Here is a 15838-nt window from a genome sequence, read left to right on the forward strand (position 1 = left end):
CTACTTGCCGCCGCCATGCTGATTCTGTTTTGCCGTGTCCTGTTCAGCATTGCTGGCCTGCTGCTGTTCTTCCTCTTCGATCAGTTAAGCGCGAACGAATGCCTGAAATTGAGCGTCTTGCTGGCGGCCTTCCTGCTGGGCGTAGGTGGCGTGCTGTATGCGTGGCGCGGCAATGCCGGCGCCAGCGCGATTACCGTGCTGGTGCGCGTCGTCGTGCCCGTGTTTTACCTCGATGTCGCCATCAAGGGCTTCTTGCGTGGCTATTTTGGCATGCGGCCGAATCCCAATGCGGTTTTACAGGCGATGTTTGCGACAGATCAAGCCGAGACGGGAGAGTTTTTCCTGCACAACAGCGTCGCCCTGGCGCAAGCGGCCGGCTGGTTCGTGCTCGTGACGGCGGCGGTGCTGCTGGCCGACCGCCAGCTGCAGCGCTGGCAGGCCGGGCGCGACAGTACGCCGCCGGGCTTGCCGCAAAAGGGCTTTGCCGTCTTCATGGCCGCATTGCTCGTGTCCTTGCACGTCAATACCACCATGCGGCGCGAAAATCCGGCCCTGTTCTGGCCGCTGCGCTACCAGCAATACAGCGCGCAACTGGAGGCGATGAAGTCCATGCAGCACGCGCTGACGGCGGCCATGGCCGCGCCGCGCGACTGGAACGTGCGCTATGCGGGCGAGGATGCCCGCACCGTCATCCTGGTGATCGGCGAGAGCACCAACCGCGCCTCGATGTCGCTGTATGGCTATCCGCGCGCCACCACGCCCCAGCTCGACGCTCTGCGGTCGAAACTGCTGGTATTTAACGATGTGATTTCGCCGGCCGCCAGCACGGTGGAATCGATGATGACGATGCTCACGCCGGCCGATATCGGCAACCCCGATGCGTGGATGGCCAAGCCGAACTTGCTGATGCTGGCCGAGGCGGCCGGCTACAAGACGTTCTGGGTGTCGAACCAGACGCGCAACGATGGCTGGATCGGGCTGCTGGCGGGCGAGGCCGATGAAAGCGACTTCATCAACTACGGCACCGGCCGTGGCGAAAACAATTTTGATGGCAACCTGTTCCAGCCATTCGCCCATGCGCTGCGCGACGAGGCGCCGAAAAAGCTCATCGTCGTGCATTTGCTGGGCGCGCATCCCAGCTATGACATGCGCTACCCCAGCCGCTTTGCGCATTTCGACCGGGCGCACGACGCCGTCAGCGCGCAGATGGAACACCAGGGCAGGTCAAGCTGGATACGCAGCCAGCGCGACGAGTACGACAACGCCATCCGCTATGGCGATTATGTGCTCGGTACGCTGATCGGCATGACGGAAAAGGCCAAGACCGACCGCGCCGCGTCGCTGCTGTTCGTTTCCGACCACGGGCAGGAAGTGGGTTACAACCGCAATCACGCGGGCCATTCGGCCTCGGACAAGAGCGGCTATGAAATTCCCATGTTGATCTGGAATAACCGGCAGGCGCCGCAATCGGCGGCGGCGCGCGCCGCGCTGGAAAACCGGCCCTACCAGACGGACAAGCTCGATGCGACCGTGCTGGGCTTGCTGAAGATCGAGACGCGCTATTACGCGGCGCAGGACGATATCCTCAGCAGCGCTTTCTTGCCCGTACAGCGCTTCATGAATGGCTTGCGCTACCAGCGCGCCGCGCCGCTGGCCCGCTGACGCGGCAATGAAAAAGGCCCGGCGCCGCCGCAGTGTGCGGCGGGACCGGGCCCCCTGGGGTCTTGCGGATTACTTCTCGGCGAACGCGCGCTCGACAACGAAGTCGCCAGGCGTCGAGGTATTGCCTTCCTTGAAGCCACGGGCTTCCAGCATTTCTTTCAGGTCGCGCAGCATGTCCGAGCTGCCGCAGATCATGACGCGGTCTTCGGCAGGATTGAGCGCCGGCACGCCCAGATCTTCGGCCAGCTTGCCGTTTTCGATCAGTTCGGTAATGCGGCCCATGTTGCGGAAGTCTTCGCGCGTCACGGTCGGGTAGTAGCGCAGCTTGTCGCTGACCATTTCGCCCAGGAACTCATGTTTCGGCAGATGCTCTTCCAGCAAGTCGTGGTAAGCCAGTTCATCGACCTGGCGCACGCCGTGCACGAGGATCAATTCGTCGAAGCGTTCGTAGATGTCCGGATCGCGCACGATGCTGAGGAAAGGCGCCAGGCCGGTGCCCGTCGACAGCATGTACAGGCGCTTGCCTGGCAGCAGGTAGTCGGACACCAGGGTGCCCGTCGGCTTGCGGCCGACGATGACGGTGTCGCCCACTTGCAAGTGTTGCAGGCGCGACGTCAACGGACCGCCCGGTACCTTGATGCTGAAAAATTCCAGGTGGTCTTCGTAATTGGCGCTGGCGATACTGTAGGCGCGCAGCAATGGCTTGCCGTCGACGCGCAGGCCGATCATGGTGAAGTGGCCATTCGAGAAACGCAGCGACGGGTCGCGCGTGGTGGTAAAGGAGAACAGGGTATCCGTCCAGTGGTGCACGCTTAAAACGCGCTCTTCATTCATCGAACTCATAGTATTTGTTGGCTGGTCAAAAAAATGGTTAGTTGCTGGCAACTGCTGGCAAAAGTGAAACCCTGTGTAGGCCCAGACGCTATTGTACCGGCCTCCACACGAAATTGTTACCGTCTATCGCCGCCAATGCTGCCGCACACGGTGCCAACATTATAGTGCGGCTGGCAAGATCGGGCTGGAATTCGCCCGTAAACGGGCTGCGGGCATGCGGACTCTTGACCTGGCTCAGTTTTTCAGGGCGCCGCGCCAGGGCTGCCGCCAGCGCACGCCGGCGCGGCCGTGGCGGCGCCCCGGAAGCGCCGGCGCAGGGCGGCATTGGCCGGGTCGGACACGTAGCGGGCCACGAGGGCTGCCGCCAGCGCCGTCGCTGCCAGGAACAGCGCCAGCCAAGGCAGCCGTTCCGCGTAGCCCAGGCCCGCCTTGTCGACCAGATTGCGCATGCCGGCCAGCACGATGATATGGAACAAATACAGCTCATAGCTGTGCCGTCCCAGCCATTGCAGCGGGCCGGGGAGGGCCCGGCCGGCCGCCTGGCCCGCCGTGGCGCCCGCGATGAAGGCGGCGCCGGCCACGGCGACCCACGTAAAACCGAACACCTCATGGCCGCCGATGCCGCGCACGTACAGGGCCGCCAGGGCCAGGCCCGCCGTCCAGCGCAAGAATCGCCCGGCCCGCGCGCCCGGTTGCCAGTGTTGCGTCAGCAGGGCCGTCAGGCAACCGATGGCGATGGCGTCGAAACAGGCAAGGTAGCCGTACATGAAGTAAATCTCGTTGCCCACATGCAGGCTGCGGTACACGGGGCCGGCGGCGATGGCGGCGCCGCACAGCAGCATGATCCAGTGCCGCTGGCGCAGCACGCGGCACGACAGGGGCAGCAGCAGATAGAACATTTCTTCAACGGATAGCGACCAGTACACGTTCAGGCAGTAATTGAAATAGCCGGCGCTTTGCATCAGCACGTTGTGCCAGAAGGTCAGGACGGAAGCGATGGCGATGACGAAGTAACTGGCGGGCAAGTCCTTGCCGCCATCGGAATTGGCAAAGAAGGGCACGTCGAGCACGCCCAGCAGTACGATAGTGGACAGGGCCAGCAGCAGCGCGGGCAGCAGGCGCGCGATGCGGTAGGCATAAAACGCCGCCAGGTCGATGCGCGCCAGGTCGCCCCAGCGACGCAGCGAGGTCGAGGTGATCAGGTAGCCGGAAATGACGAAAAACACGGTCACGCCGTAATTGCCCTGGTAGGCGGCGCGCAGCAGCCAGGATGGCAGGACTTCGAGCGGGCTGTTCTTCAAACCGTAGGCGAGCGCAAAGTGCAGCACCAGCACGCACAGGATGGCGGCGCCGCGCAGCGCGTCGATATGGCTGTTCCGGATATTCAATATGAGTCCTTCGCAAGATGGTTGGCGACGCAAGGGGCAATTATGTGACAAGTGTCGCTTGCCGGTCAATGATTTTGAAGATAAGGACGCGCGCTGCCGTATCGGAGCGGGGGGCGGGGAAGTCTTGCGTGTATGATATTGCCGAACAGAATTGTTGGGCATCTGTCATCTCGCGGGGGCGTTTTGTGGCCTTCCAGCCCCATGAATCTGCGTGCACGATTGCGTGTTGCCACGATGCCCGGCCCACAGCGAAAGGTAATAAAGATGTATAAAACAGTGCGCGACATGTTCCTGCATTTCAAGGAAGCCGTCCCATTCCGCCTCGTCCCCGCCCTGATTTGCACGGTCTTGCTGGTGAGCATGCTATTGCTGCCGGCGCCGGATGGCTTGACGCCCAAGGCCTGGGGCCTGGTGGCGATCTTCCTCACCACGATTTTGGCGATCATCCTGAAAGTCATGCCGATCGGCGTGATGGCGATGATGGCCATCGTCATCGTGTCACTGTCGCAAGTGACGTCGACCTCGTCCAAGGGCGCCATCACGGATGCGCTCAGCAGTTTTTCGAATCCCCTGATCTGGCTGATCGTCGTGGCGATCCTGATTTCGCGCGGCTTGAAAAAGACGGGATTGGGCAGCCGCATCGGCTTGCTGTTCATCTCGCTGCTGGGCAAGCGCACCATGGGCATCGGCTATGGCTTGGCGATTTGCGAACTGGTGCTGGCACCGTTTACGCCAAGTAACACGGCGCGCGGCGGCGGCATCGTCCACCCCGTCATGAAGTCGATCGCCAACGCCTTCGATTCGGACCCGGCCAAGGGCACGGAAAAGAAAGTCGGCACCTATCTGGCCCTCGTCAACTACCATGCCAACCCGATCACGTCGGCCATGTTCCTGACGGCCACGGCGCCGAACCCACTGGTGGTCGACTTCGTGGCCAAGGCCAGCGGCCAGGCTTTCCACCTGACATGGACCACCTGGGCCCTGTGCATGCTGCTGCCGGGCCTGGTCTGCCTGCTGGCGATGCCGTTGATCATCTACTGGCTGTCGCCGCCGGAACTGAAAGCCACGCCCGACGCCGTCACCTATGCCAAGGCGGAATTGAAAAGCATGGGCCCGCTGTCGCCGTCGGAAAAAGTCATGCTGGGCACCTTCGCCTTGCTGCTCTTGCTGTGGGCCAACGTCCCAGCCATGCTGTTCGGTCCCGCGTTTTCGCTCGATGCGACGGTCGTTGCCTTTGTCGGCTTGTTCGTGCTGATCATTACCGGCACCATCGACTGGGATGACGTGCTGTCGGAAAAGAGCGCCTGGGATACCCTCGTGTGGTTCGGCGCGCTCGTCATGATGGCCGAGCAATTGAACAAGACGGGCGTGATCGCCTGGTTCTCGGGCGGCATGAAGGCGGCGATTATCGCCAGCGGCATGGACTGGCTGCCGATCGCCGGCGTCCTCGTGCTGGTGTTTGTCTTCTCGCATTATTTCTTTGCCAGCACGACGGCCCACATCAGCGCCATGCTGCTGGCCTTCCTGACGGTGGGCCTGCACCTGATCCCGGCCGAATACCACGTGCCGTTCATGCTGATGATGACGGCCGGCTCGGCCATCATGATGACCCTGACCCACTATGCGACGGGTACGTCGCCCATCATCTTCGGCAGCGGCTTCGTGACGATGGGCAACTGGTGGCGCGTCGGCTTCATCATGTGCGTGGTGGAACTGCTGATCTTTGCCGTCGTGGGCACCACCTGGTGGAAAGTGCTCGGCTACTGGTAATGCAGGCTATCACCGCCGCTACAGCTGGCGCGCCAGGCTCTGCACCGTCGCCAGGCAGTGCTTGAGCTCGCCGCCCGCGGCGCGCTTCCACAGGGCGGCCGCCTGCGACCACGCCTTTTGCGCCAGCAAGTCCTTGATTTCGCTCTGCAATTCGCCCGGCAAGCCGCCGAACTGGCGCAGTTCCAGTGTACGGGGCTGGCCGTGGCGGCCCGCCGGGTCGTTTTCTTCCAGCGCATCATGCAGGCTGCCGTAACGGTGCGTGATGCCGGCGTCGTCCACGGCCGCCAGCGCCAGATCGGGCGTTTCCTCCAGATCGTAGCCGAGGTCGCGGCAAGGTTCGTCGATCAGCTGGGCGATGTTATAGATCGTCAATACCTGCGCGGAACGCACGACGTCCGTCAGGTCGTGCACGTCGACGCCCGCGTCCAGCAAGCGCTGCAGGGCAGGGGAGTTGATGAAGGGAAAGCCTGATTCTCCCAGTTCGCGCCAGCGTTCCAGCCATTGCGGCTGCGGCATGGACTCGTCGACGACGTCGGACCACAGGCCGCGCAGCAGCAACTGCTGCAGCAAGGGACCATATTTCTTGTGTTGAATATCCTGCGCGAGGGCGTCTGCCTGCGCCGCATCGATGCCGCATTCCTGCAATCGCCCGGTGATCGTTGTCATTCTCCGCCGCCAGCCTTTCCATTTCATCTTGTCCAGGCGGCATCATATACGCAAGCGGGCGGTTCCGGCATGCACGCTTGATGAGTTGTTGTAGATCAAAGCCTGTTTTGCGGACCTGCGCTAATATCTATTAAATAAGCGCAGTCGGCGCAGTTGAATATCGAACCTGATATGCGGGTATTTCAAGCGGCACCAGGTATTTACCTGAGCCGCTTGAATAATGCAGGAAATTAATAAAGAACGATTAGTTCTTCAGGCTGCAAAAGGAAGCATAGTGGTCTTGCGTGTAATAGCGTTCCACCAGCTTGCGTTTGCCCGCCGGAGTCTGCACGAGCAATACCGCGCGATGCGAACCTGCTCCGCCATCGCCGCCGATACCCAGATAATATTCATAATAAATCTCGTCCTTGCCGGCGGCAGGGAGACGCTTTTCATTATTATTGAAGACGGTATTGCCCGGACCGCCCGCCACCGCGCTCGTTTTCGCGTTGCGGTATGCATCGTATTCGCTATTTTGCGGGGTGGGCAGGGTTTTGCTCGGCTCCCTTTTGCCGCAATCGGGGATTTTCGCCGCATAGGCTTGGGAAGAGAACAGGGCGCCTGCCACGATAAGACCAAGCGACCAGGTTGTTGCGCGTTGAATTTTCATCGGTAAGCTTTCGTTGGTGCTGCGTTCAATGGATGGGCTATTGCGGATGCGGCCGGAATCCGGGCGGCCGGTGTCATCACTGCAATGCTGAATATAGTAGTATTTTTAAAAAAATTACTATTCAATTGTCACTCTTCGATAAATAACCATATATTTACTTCAGGGAAACTATATGGGAGACATTGCAGAAAATAAAAGCAGGACAAGGAATGGAAAGCAGCCGCGCCGCCATTTGCATTGACGTGACAATGTTTGAGTTTTTTTGATCGGCAATTCGTTATGCTTCGAAGAAGTTACTGGCAACAAGCAAGCCAGTCCAGGCGTCGCGTTTCCCCGATATTCTGTTGTTGGGTATATTCGAGCCGGAATAAAGGATGACTTCATTGATTTAAATCATTAACCTCTGATAGGAATCTGCATGAGCCATGACCACCTCGGTTGCGCCTGCTGCAACCTGCCACACCTGCCTACGCTGACAAGCGGCCTGTTGACGGGAACCGCACTCAGCGGTGAACTGGACGCGGCGTTCCAGCAGGCATATCCCCAGCACGCCCAGAAACTGACGCCGCAAGCGACGATTTTCCATAACGGTAACATTCATACCATGGCCGCGGATGGCAGCGACCAGGTGGCGGCGCTGGGTATCGCCGGCGGCACCATCATTGCCACCGGCACGCTGGACGAGGTGCGCCAGGCCATGCAGCCGCACCAGGCAAGCGAGGTGGACCTGGACGGCCGCACCTTGCTGCCAGGCTTCGTCGAACCCCATATGCACATCCTGCCCAGCGCGCTGTACAAGAGCTGGCTGTCGCTCACGCCGTTCCTGAGCGCACCCCGGCAGCAGGAACTGGATCCGGAATACAGTTTCAAGAGCATCAGTTGGCGAATTGGCGCGGCGCTGGGGCAGCCGGACCAGCTGCCGAAAGACAAGAAAGGCAACCCTTGGGTGCTGGGCTTCGGCGTCGATCCCTCGCTGATGCAGTCGTGGGAAGACATCACCGCCAGCGAGCTCGATAAGCTGAGCAGCACGGTGCCCATCTTGCTGATGAACTCGTCCGGCCACCTGGCCTATCTCAATACCGCGGCACTGAAGGCGGCGAACATCGAGGACAGCCCTTCCGGCGTGCTGACCGAAATCAGGATCGCCAAGGCGCTGCTGGTTGCGCCGCTGCCCAAGCTGCCGGAATTTATCGCTTGCCTGAAGCAGGTGCTGGACAATGCCTCGGCCATGGGCTTTACCAGCGTCTTCGACGCGGGCCTGGGCGCCACCGATGCGCCGCTGGTGGAAATCGGCTTGCTCAAGCTGGCGGCCCATCTCGGTCCCGTGCGCATCGGCGCCGCGCTGTTCACCAAACCCGACGAAAAGGCACTGGACAATTGGCTCGATCATTACAAGCCGGACCTGGACAATCACGGCGACCAGCGTTTCAGCATCAAGGCGATCAAGCTGATCGCGGACGGCTCCAACCAGGGCTTGACCGGTTACCAGAGCCAGCCCTATGCCTGCTCGCATGACCATTCGATACCTGAGGTGCCGCCCACCGGTTTGAGCAATTACCCCGACACGTCCGTGTTTTCCCGCATGCTGGACAAGGCGGTGGGGCGCGGCTGGCCCGTGCTGGTGCACGCCAACGGCGACAAGGCGGTGGAATATGTGCTGCACAGCTACGACAAGGTACTGACGCCACGACCCGGCGGCATCAGCGAAGAGGAAGCGCAAAAGCGGCGCCAGCTGCGCCTGCGCGTCGAGCACGCCTCGCTGCTGAATGATGAGGCCATCACGAAAATGGCGACACTGCAGTTGAACCCCAGTTTCCTCATCGGCCACGTCGGCTATTGGGGACACACCTTCCAGCAGACCATCTTTGGCCGGGAGCGGGCCCAGTTGCTGGATCGTTGCCACTCGGCATTGAATGCGGGCATGCACATCAGCTTGCACTCGGACCATTTCGTTTCGCCGCTGGGCCCCTTGCGCATGATGGAGCAGGCGGTGTTCCGCACCATGGAAGGTGCGCCAGGGAAAGAGGTGCTGAATCCGGATGAGCGCATCAGCCGCATGGCGGGATTGCGCGCCGTCACGCTCGATGCCGCCTGGCATTGCCACATGGATCATCTGGTGGGCTCGCTGGAAGCCGGCAAGCGGGCCGACCTGGTGATCCTGGCGCAAGACCCGCTGGACGACAACGTGCGCAAGCTGCGCGACATCGTCGTGGAGGAAACCTGGCTGGCAGGGGTGCAAGTACACAGCGCCGCCACATCCGCAGGGGCCGTGACGCGATAAGCGGCTGTAAACGTAACAGCCCCCGATAGCTGCAGGCAGCTATCGGGGGCTTTCAGTTACTGCGGGGCGTCACTGGGTCAGGCCAGCTTGTGCTTGCCTGCCGAGAAACGGTTCCAGCCATAACCGGCGACGATGATGGCCAGGATGGCCGCTTGCGCCAGCAAGGTTTCCAGGGTCGGCAGGATGCCCAGCAAGTCGACGCGCATGAAATCGACGGGAGTGACGCCGACCCAGCCCGCTTCCTGCAGCGCGGCCACGCCTTTGCCCATCAAAATCACGGCCAGCACGGCCACGAAGGCGGACGTCCACGAGAAGAATTTGCCGATCGGCATGCGGGCGCTCGTGCGCAGCAAGGCCCAGGCGATCACCACCAGCAGCACGATGGCCACGAGGAAGCCGCCCAGCAGGGCGCCGCCATTGCCGTCCGCCGCCAGGGCGGAATAGAACAGCACGGTTTCAAAGACTTCGCGGTAGACCGCGATGAAGGCCAGCGCGAACAGGCCCCAGGCAGAGCGCCGCGACATCGCCGCCGTGAGTTTTTCGTGCAGGTATTCCTGCCAGCGGCCGGCGCTGCTCTTCTGGTGCATCCACAAACCCACGCTGAGCAAGACCAGGGCTGCAAATACGGAACCGAGTCCTTCGCTCACTTCACGGCTGGCGCCGCTGATGGTCACCAGATACGTTGCCGCCACCCACGTCAGGCCGCCTGCCACCAGTGCGCTGGCCCAGCCCGCATGCACGTAGGGCAGCACATCGTTGCGCTTGGCCTTGCGCAGGAAGGCGATGATGCCGATCACGATCAGCAGCGCTTCCACGCCTTCGCGCAGCAGGATCGTCAGGGCGCCGACAAAGGTCGTCATCGGCTCGGCCTTGGCGTCGCCCAGCTCCGCTTCCACGTGGGTAAACAGTTGCTGCAGCTTTTCTCCCGCCGCCTCGGCCTCGGCCACCGTGCCCTTGGCCACGGCGGAGCGGTAAGCCAGCATGGCGTTTTCCACGGCCAGCAGCAGGGATTTGTTGCGCGCGCCGACCATCGGCTCGATCGGCTCGAAGCCGTCCAGGTAGGCGGACAGGCCCAGGCGCGTCGCGCCCGCGCGGTCGCCTGCATGCATGGCGGCCAGGCTTTCCGCCAGGCGCAGGCGGGACAGGGCCAGGCCGGCCGGCTTGTGCGCCTCGGCCTTGTCCGGGTGGCTGCGCAGGTAGGCCGTCAGCGCTTGCGCTTCGTCTGCGCCCAGCTTGGCGGCCACGGCTTCCTGCGTCAGCGTCGTCACGGCAGCCAGGTCGGTGTACAGTTTTTTGCTGCGCGGATCGTCCTGCCACAGCTTTTCGCCGCGCGCGCTCGCCGCCGCGTCGTGCGACATGCCGCCGATATAGAACGCCAGGTCCCAGCGCTCGTTGTCGGACAACTGGCCGAAACTGGCCATCGAGGTGCCGGACACGCCTTGCGAAATGACCTGGTACAGCGCCATCAGGCTGCGCGACTGCGCCCGTTCGCCATCGGTGAAGGCGATCGGCTTCGGTTCCAGGCTGGCCGCCAGGGGGCCGTCGCCGCCGCCGGCCACGCCGTGGCAAGACGCGCACTGGGCCGCGTACAGGGCCGCGCCGCGCGCCAGGTTGGGCAGCACTTTCGGCGCCACGGGAATCGGGTAGGCGGCAATCAACAAGCCGTTCGCGTGGTGCGCCAGGCGCTTGACTTCCACGCCGTCCGCCTTGGCGACGACGGCCGCGCGCAGGTCGGCGATGGCGGCGGCAATGGCCGCCTGCGAGGCGTGGGCGGGCAGGGCGGCGATCTGCGTCGTCGCGTTGTCCGTGAAATCGAGCATTTCAGCGTATTCCGCCTCGCTGACCACTTTGCCGTGCTCGACGGCGCCGCTGTAATCGACGGCAACATAGTCGATCAATTGCCACAACTGCTTGGCGCCGGCGCCCTGGTCGGCCACTTGCGCTTGCGCGCCGCCTGCCAGTAAGAGGCTGAGGCTGGCGGCCACGAGCGGATAGCACACGAGCCATTTCTTGATAGAACTGAACATGATTCTCATTCTCATTTGTCGTTAACCCGGCGACTATAGGACAGACAGTGCGGGGTGTCAACGGCGCACGGGCGTGCGCGGGCGCAAACAGCGTCGTCCTGGTCAATATGCTTGACCAGGACGGCGTGCCTGGAGAATGAAACGAGGGGGGACGGTTATTGCTTCGATGCCGCTTTCGCGTACAGGCCCCTGGCCAGTCCGTTGTCCCCATCGTCGACCTTCAGGCCGCCCTTGACGACGCGCAAGGCCAGCTTCTGGAACGCCTGGCCCCGCAACCACTGGGGATCGGTGACGGCGAACGCGGCGATGCGTTCCTGCGCGCGCGCGGCCGGCACGGCCAGCCATTGATAGTCGGCCTTCGATCCCTGGCGGCGCAAGCCGGCCCGCACCCAGCGTTCCGACGCCGGCATGCGGACGATGGCGTCGCCGTTCGCCACGCTGACGGCCGTGGCCGTCTTGCCGCTTTGCGCCTCGAACTTCACTTCCACGCCGGGCATCGGCCCCACCTGTGGGTAGCCGACGATGGCCACCCACAGGCCTGCTTCGGCGGGTTTCTGGATGCGCATTTCCGCTTCCTCGAACACGCGAAACTGCGGCTCCTTGCCGCCGTTGCCCGCCTCCAGGGTCACCAGGTCGCCGGCAACGCGCCACTCGCCGCTGGCTTGCTCGTCGGTATTGCCATAACTGAGCATCCATTCGAAGGTGCCGTCCTTTTTCAGCAGCAGTTCGGAGCCCGTTTCCATGACGCCTTGCAGGTAATAGTGTCCGGGCAGCGTAGCCGGGGCCGGCTCGGCTGCGCTGGCCGAAAACGACCAGGCGAGGGCGGCGCAGGCCAGCAGGCGGGAGAGGGATTTCTTCATCGGTGTATCCTCGGTGTGTCTTTTAGGAAATGCCATCATAGCAACATCAATCGCATTGCCGTCGCACGACACACCGAGCAGCCTGCCGGCGGCGTGCCGCTCAGCTGCCGCTGAAATCGAGCACCACGCGCGAGGCAACCTGGCCATGTTCCAGCCGGCTGAAGATCTCGTTGATGGCCGACAGCGGCTGCAATTCCACGCCGGCCTTGACCTTGCCCGTGGCGGCGAAGGCGAGCGCCTCGGCCATGTCCTGGCGCGTGCCCACAAAGGAGCCGCGTATCGTCACGCAATTGGCGACCACGTCGAACAGCGGCGTCGGGAAGTCGCCCGGCGGCAAGCCGACCAATACGCAGGTGCCGCGCTTGCGCGTCATCGCCACGCCTTGCTGGAAGGCATCGATCGACGGCGCCGTGATCAGCACGCCGTGAGCGCCGCCTCCGGTCGCTTCGCGCAAGGCCGCGACCGGGTCGCCTTGGCGCGCATTGATGGTCACTTCGGCGCCCAGGGCGCGCGCGTGCTCCAGCTTGCCTTCATCGATGTCGACGGCCGCCACGCGCAAGCCCATGGCCACCGCATATTCGATGGCCAGGTGGCCCAGTCCGCCGATGCCGGATACGGCCAGCCACTGGCCCGGCCGCGCGCCCGTTTCCTTGATGCCCTTGTAACTGGTCACGCCGGCGCAAATGATGGGCGCCGCCTGCACGGCGGACAAGCCGGCCGGAATGTGCGCGACGTAGCGCGGGTCGGCCAGGATGTATTCGGCGAAGCCGCCATTCTTGGTGTAGCCGCCGAACTGCGCCTCGGCGCACACGGTTTCCCAGGCTGCCAGGCAATGTTCGCAATGGCCGCACGCCGAATACAGCCAGGGCACGCCGACCCGGTCGCCCAGCTGCACTTCCGTCACGCCCGTGCCCATGGCCACCACGAGGCCGATGCCTTCGTGGCCGGGAATGAACGGCGGCGTCGGCTTGACGGGCCAGTCGCCGCGCGCCGCATGCAAGTCCGTGTGGCACACGCCGCACGCTTCCGTCTTGACGAGGATCTGGCCGGGGCCGGGCACCGGCACGGCGACGTCGCGCAGCACCAGCGGTTGACCCAGCTGTTCGACAACGGCGGCTTTCATGGTGGTGGGGATCATGTTATTCCTTATGTAGTGGCAAATGCAGGACGCAGGCGCTCTGCCATGGTCTGTTCAACAGAGGCTTGCGAATGATCATATTCTGCTGCACACAATAGGAAAATTGATTGATCTACATCAACATATACCGGGAGGGGAGGCGATAAAAAAGCACCTGGAACGGTGCTTTTTCGCTGGCTGCTATTTAGCCAATCACTTGCCGGCACCGAGGGTTGCCAGCGGCTGCGGGGCATACAGCGCATTCTGGAAGGCTGGCACGTATTCATAGCTCATCATCTTCCCCAGCTTCAATGATTTGATATACGTGGAAAAACTGCCGTCGCCCAGTTTCAGGTCGACCGATTCCGCGCGCGTGCTCGATGCATGGCTCAGCAGGCGGGAAACGGCATAGCCATACGTCAGCTTGCCGGCGCCATCCTTGTTGGTGAAGCTGTTGCTCACCACCTCGGCCTCGTGCGACAGGTCGCCCAGCTTTTTGCCTTCGAAAACAAAATCCAGCTTGCCCGTCGCGCTGTCCGTGACGGCAAAGGAAACGCTTGCTTCAGTTTCCTGTATGTCGATACCGGTCAGCCACTTGGGCAAGTTGTAGCCGACCACGCCACGCACCCTGGCCAGTTCCGTATTGACGGGAAGCTTGAGCACATAGCCCCAGAAATCATGGGACAGCGATTGGCCCAGCAAGGTCAAGGGGCCAAAACTGGTGGCGCCGGGCTTGTTGGTCACAATCGCCAATGAAATTTCATTGTAGCTGTCGTTGTCGCAGTATTCGTAGGCGTAGGCCGTCAACGCCACGGCTCCACGGCCTGGCCACACTTGCAGCGGCTGGACTGCCTTCAATATGTCTTCCGGCATCAATTCCTTCAAGCGGGCGAGGTCGGCCGTAAATACCGCCGTGATCTTGCGGTTCTTGTAATAGAAATTCGGCGAATACGAGGCAAAGCCGATGTCGACCTTTTCTTTCTGCATGCCCTTGAACCAGCTCAGGTCAAGGTCCGGCGCTTCCGACGCAATGACCGATAAGGGCGGATTCGAGCGGAAGCGCTCGTACAGGCCGCCAGCCGCCACGGGGACGGCATGGCCGGCGATATCGATGATGACGGGCGTGTTTTCGGCAGGAGTTTCGGCCCGCGCCGGGCTTGCGGCTAGACTCAGCATCAATGCCGATACTGAGGCGGCTGCTGCCGCGGCAATTTTCATGTTCATGGCTTGCACCTTCAATGTTGGATGTGGAAAAATTCAGTTCAAATCCCGCTATTCATCCTGCGGCGATACTGGCGGTTCCTGATGGCGGTTTCCCATTGCTGCATCAGCAGCGCCAGGGCGGGCGCCACCTGGGGCCTGGTATGCTTGCCCTGGCTCAGGCGCCGCAGCTGGTACTTGACCATCGCCATATACGCGATGGACGACAGCACCTTGTTTTTCCAGGTGATGGCCCTGAGCAGGGGGCTCGCCGATGGATCGGCACGCCATGCCTTGGGCAATTGCGGATCGATCGCCAGCGCCGTTCCCATGCCGGCCATGGCGATGCCGCTGTCGAGCACTTGCTCGACCACCTGGTAGCGGCGTATGCCGCCCGTCACCATGAGGGGCATGCTGGCCACCGTGGCGATCTCCTTGGCGAACTCCAGGAAATAGGCTTCGCGGGCCAGCGTGCGGCCATCGCGGGTCTGGCCATGCATGGCAGGCGCTTCATAACTGCCGCCGGACAACTCAATCAAGTCCACGCCCAGGGTGTTGAGCATGGAAACGACTTCCTTCGCATCTTCCGAACTGAAGCCGCCTTTCTGGAAATCCGCCGAGTTGAGCTTCACCGCGACGGCAAAGCCCTTGCCGACGGCTTGCCGTACCCCGTTGACGATGTCGACCAGCAAGCGTGCCCGGTTTTCCAGCGATCCGCCCCAGCGGTCCGTGCGTTGATTGGTCAGCGGGGAGAGGAACTGGCTGATCAGGTAACCGTGCGCCGCATGGATTTGCACGCCCGTAAAGCCAAACCGCTCGGCCAGCCGGGCGCTGTTGACAAAGCGCTGCTTCACGTCGGCAATATCGGCCTCCGTCATCTCGCGTGGCGCCGAAAATTGCCTGGAAAAGTTGCCCATATCCATAGGCACAGGAGAAGGCGCGATGGTTTCCTGTCCCAGGGCGGCGGGCATCTGGCGCCCTGGATGGTTGATCTGCATCCAGATCTGCGCCCCGCGTGACCGTGCGGTGCGGGACCACTGCTCGAAGCGGGCGCCAAATTGCTCGGACTCAAGCACCACGCCTCCGGGGCCCGTCATGGCGCGGCGGTCGATCATCACGTTTCCGGTGATCATCAGGCCAACGCCGCCGTCCGCCCATGACTGGTACAGGCGGATCAGTTCTTTTGACGGCGCGTGGTCCTGGTCAGCCATGTTTTCTTCCATGGCGGCTTTGGCGAGGCGGTTCGGAATGACTGTCCCATTGGGCAATGTCAGTGCGGTAAAGGGTTTCATGCTGATCTCCAAGGTTGCGATAGCCTCACGATAAGCTTTAAGCTAACTTGAAGGTCAAGCCCTGAAATGAAAAAAAAATCGCACTGTCGCGT

12 protein-coding genes are annotated in these 15838 nt (G+C 62.2%); 3 read left to right on the top strand and 9 right to left on the bottom strand.

Annotation, left to right across the window (positions count from 1 at the left end; all coding sequences use genetic code 11):
• Positions 1-15: 15 nt before the first annotated feature.
• Positions 16-1662, top strand: coding sequence for a phosphoethanolamine transferase (locus CLU94_RS27070; protein WP_099667956.1), 1647 nt, complete (start codon positions 16-18; stop codon positions 1660-1662).
• Between the two features lie 69 nt (positions 1663-1731).
• Here CLU94_RS27070 and CLU94_RS27075 read toward each other — a convergent pair whose 3' ends face one another.
• Together CLU94_RS27075 and CLU94_RS27080 are read right to left on the bottom strand one after the other, a co-directional pair.
• Positions 1732-2505, bottom strand: a complete 774-nt coding sequence (locus CLU94_RS27075) for a ferredoxin--NADP reductase (protein ID WP_035818959.1) — start codon at positions 2503-2505, stop codon at positions 1732-1734.
• A gap of 233 nt (positions 2506-2738) precedes the next feature.
• A complete protein-coding gene (locus tag CLU94_RS27080) occupies positions 2739-3884 on the bottom strand; it encodes an acyltransferase family protein (RefSeq protein ID WP_257219022.1) in 1146 nt (381 codons plus the stop codon).
• Positions 3885-4148: 264 nt separating this feature from the next.
• On the opposite strand from CLU94_RS27080, the gene CLU94_RS27085 reads away from it, so the two are divergent.
• On the top strand, positions 4149-5654 hold the full coding sequence (locus CLU94_RS27085; RefSeq protein ID WP_099667957.1) for an anion permease: 1506 nt from the start codon (positions 4149-4151) through the stop codon (positions 5652-5654).
• A gap of 18 nt (positions 5655-5672) precedes the next feature.
• Here CLU94_RS27085 and CLU94_RS27090 read toward each other — a convergent pair whose 3' ends face one another.
• Positions 5673-6320: a hypothetical protein gene (locus CLU94_RS27090; protein ID WP_143451571.1), complete on the bottom strand. Its 648-nt coding sequence runs from the start codon at positions 6318-6320 to the stop codon at positions 5673-5675.
• A 244-nt stretch (positions 6321-6564) separates the two neighbouring features.
• Positions 6565-6969: a ribonuclease domain-containing protein gene (locus CLU94_RS27095; protein WP_099667959.1), complete on the bottom strand. Its 405-nt coding sequence runs from the start codon at positions 6967-6969 to the stop codon at positions 6565-6567.
• Positions 6970-7387: 418 nt separating this feature from the next.
• On the opposite strand from CLU94_RS27095, the gene CLU94_RS27100 reads away from it, so the two are divergent.
• Entirely contained in the window at positions 7388-9250 is a 1863-nt protein-coding gene (locus CLU94_RS27100; RefSeq protein WP_099667960.1) for an amidohydrolase, read from the top strand.
• 77 nt (positions 9251-9327) lie between these two features.
• On the opposite strand, the gene CLU94_RS27105 is transcribed toward CLU94_RS27100, so the two are convergent.
• From CLU94_RS27105 to CLU94_RS27125, 5 genes are all read right to left on the bottom strand, one after another.
• Positions 9328-11277, bottom strand: a complete 1950-nt coding sequence (locus CLU94_RS27105; RefSeq protein ID WP_099667961.1) for a cytochrome c/FTR1 family iron permease — start codon at positions 11275-11277, stop codon at positions 9328-9330.
• Between the two features lie 155 nt (positions 11278-11432).
• Positions 11433-12137 (bottom strand): hypothetical protein, encoded by a 705-nt coding sequence (locus tag CLU94_RS27110; protein WP_099667962.1) that lies wholly within the window; start codon positions 12135-12137, stop codon positions 11433-11435.
• A gap of 100 nt (positions 12138-12237) precedes the next feature.
• Positions 12238-13272 carry a zinc-dependent alcohol dehydrogenase gene (locus tag CLU94_RS27115; protein WP_218965372.1) on the bottom strand — a complete coding sequence of 345 codons (1035 nt, stop codon included), beginning with the start codon at positions 13270-13272 and terminating at the stop codon, positions 12238-12240.
• 195 nt (positions 13273-13467) lie between these two features.
• Positions 13468-14430 carry an acetoacetate decarboxylase (ADC) gene (locus CLU94_RS27120; protein ID WP_218965324.1) on the bottom strand — a complete coding sequence of 321 codons (963 nt, stop codon included), beginning with the start codon at positions 14428-14430 and terminating at the stop codon, positions 13468-13470.
• Positions 14431-14516: 86 nt separating this feature from the next.
• Positions 14517-15746 carry an NADH:flavin oxidoreductase/NADH oxidase family protein gene (locus CLU94_RS27125; protein ID WP_099667963.1) on the bottom strand — a complete coding sequence of 410 codons (1230 nt, stop codon included), beginning with the start codon at positions 15744-15746 and terminating at the stop codon, positions 14517-14519.
• Between the last annotated feature and the right edge of the window lie 92 nt (positions 15747-15838).

It is taken from the genome of Janthinobacterium sp. 13, assembly GCF_002749695.1.
GTDB classification, from domain to species: domain Bacteria; phylum Pseudomonadota; class Gammaproteobacteria; order Burkholderiales; family Burkholderiaceae_D; genus Janthinobacterium; species Janthinobacterium kumbetense.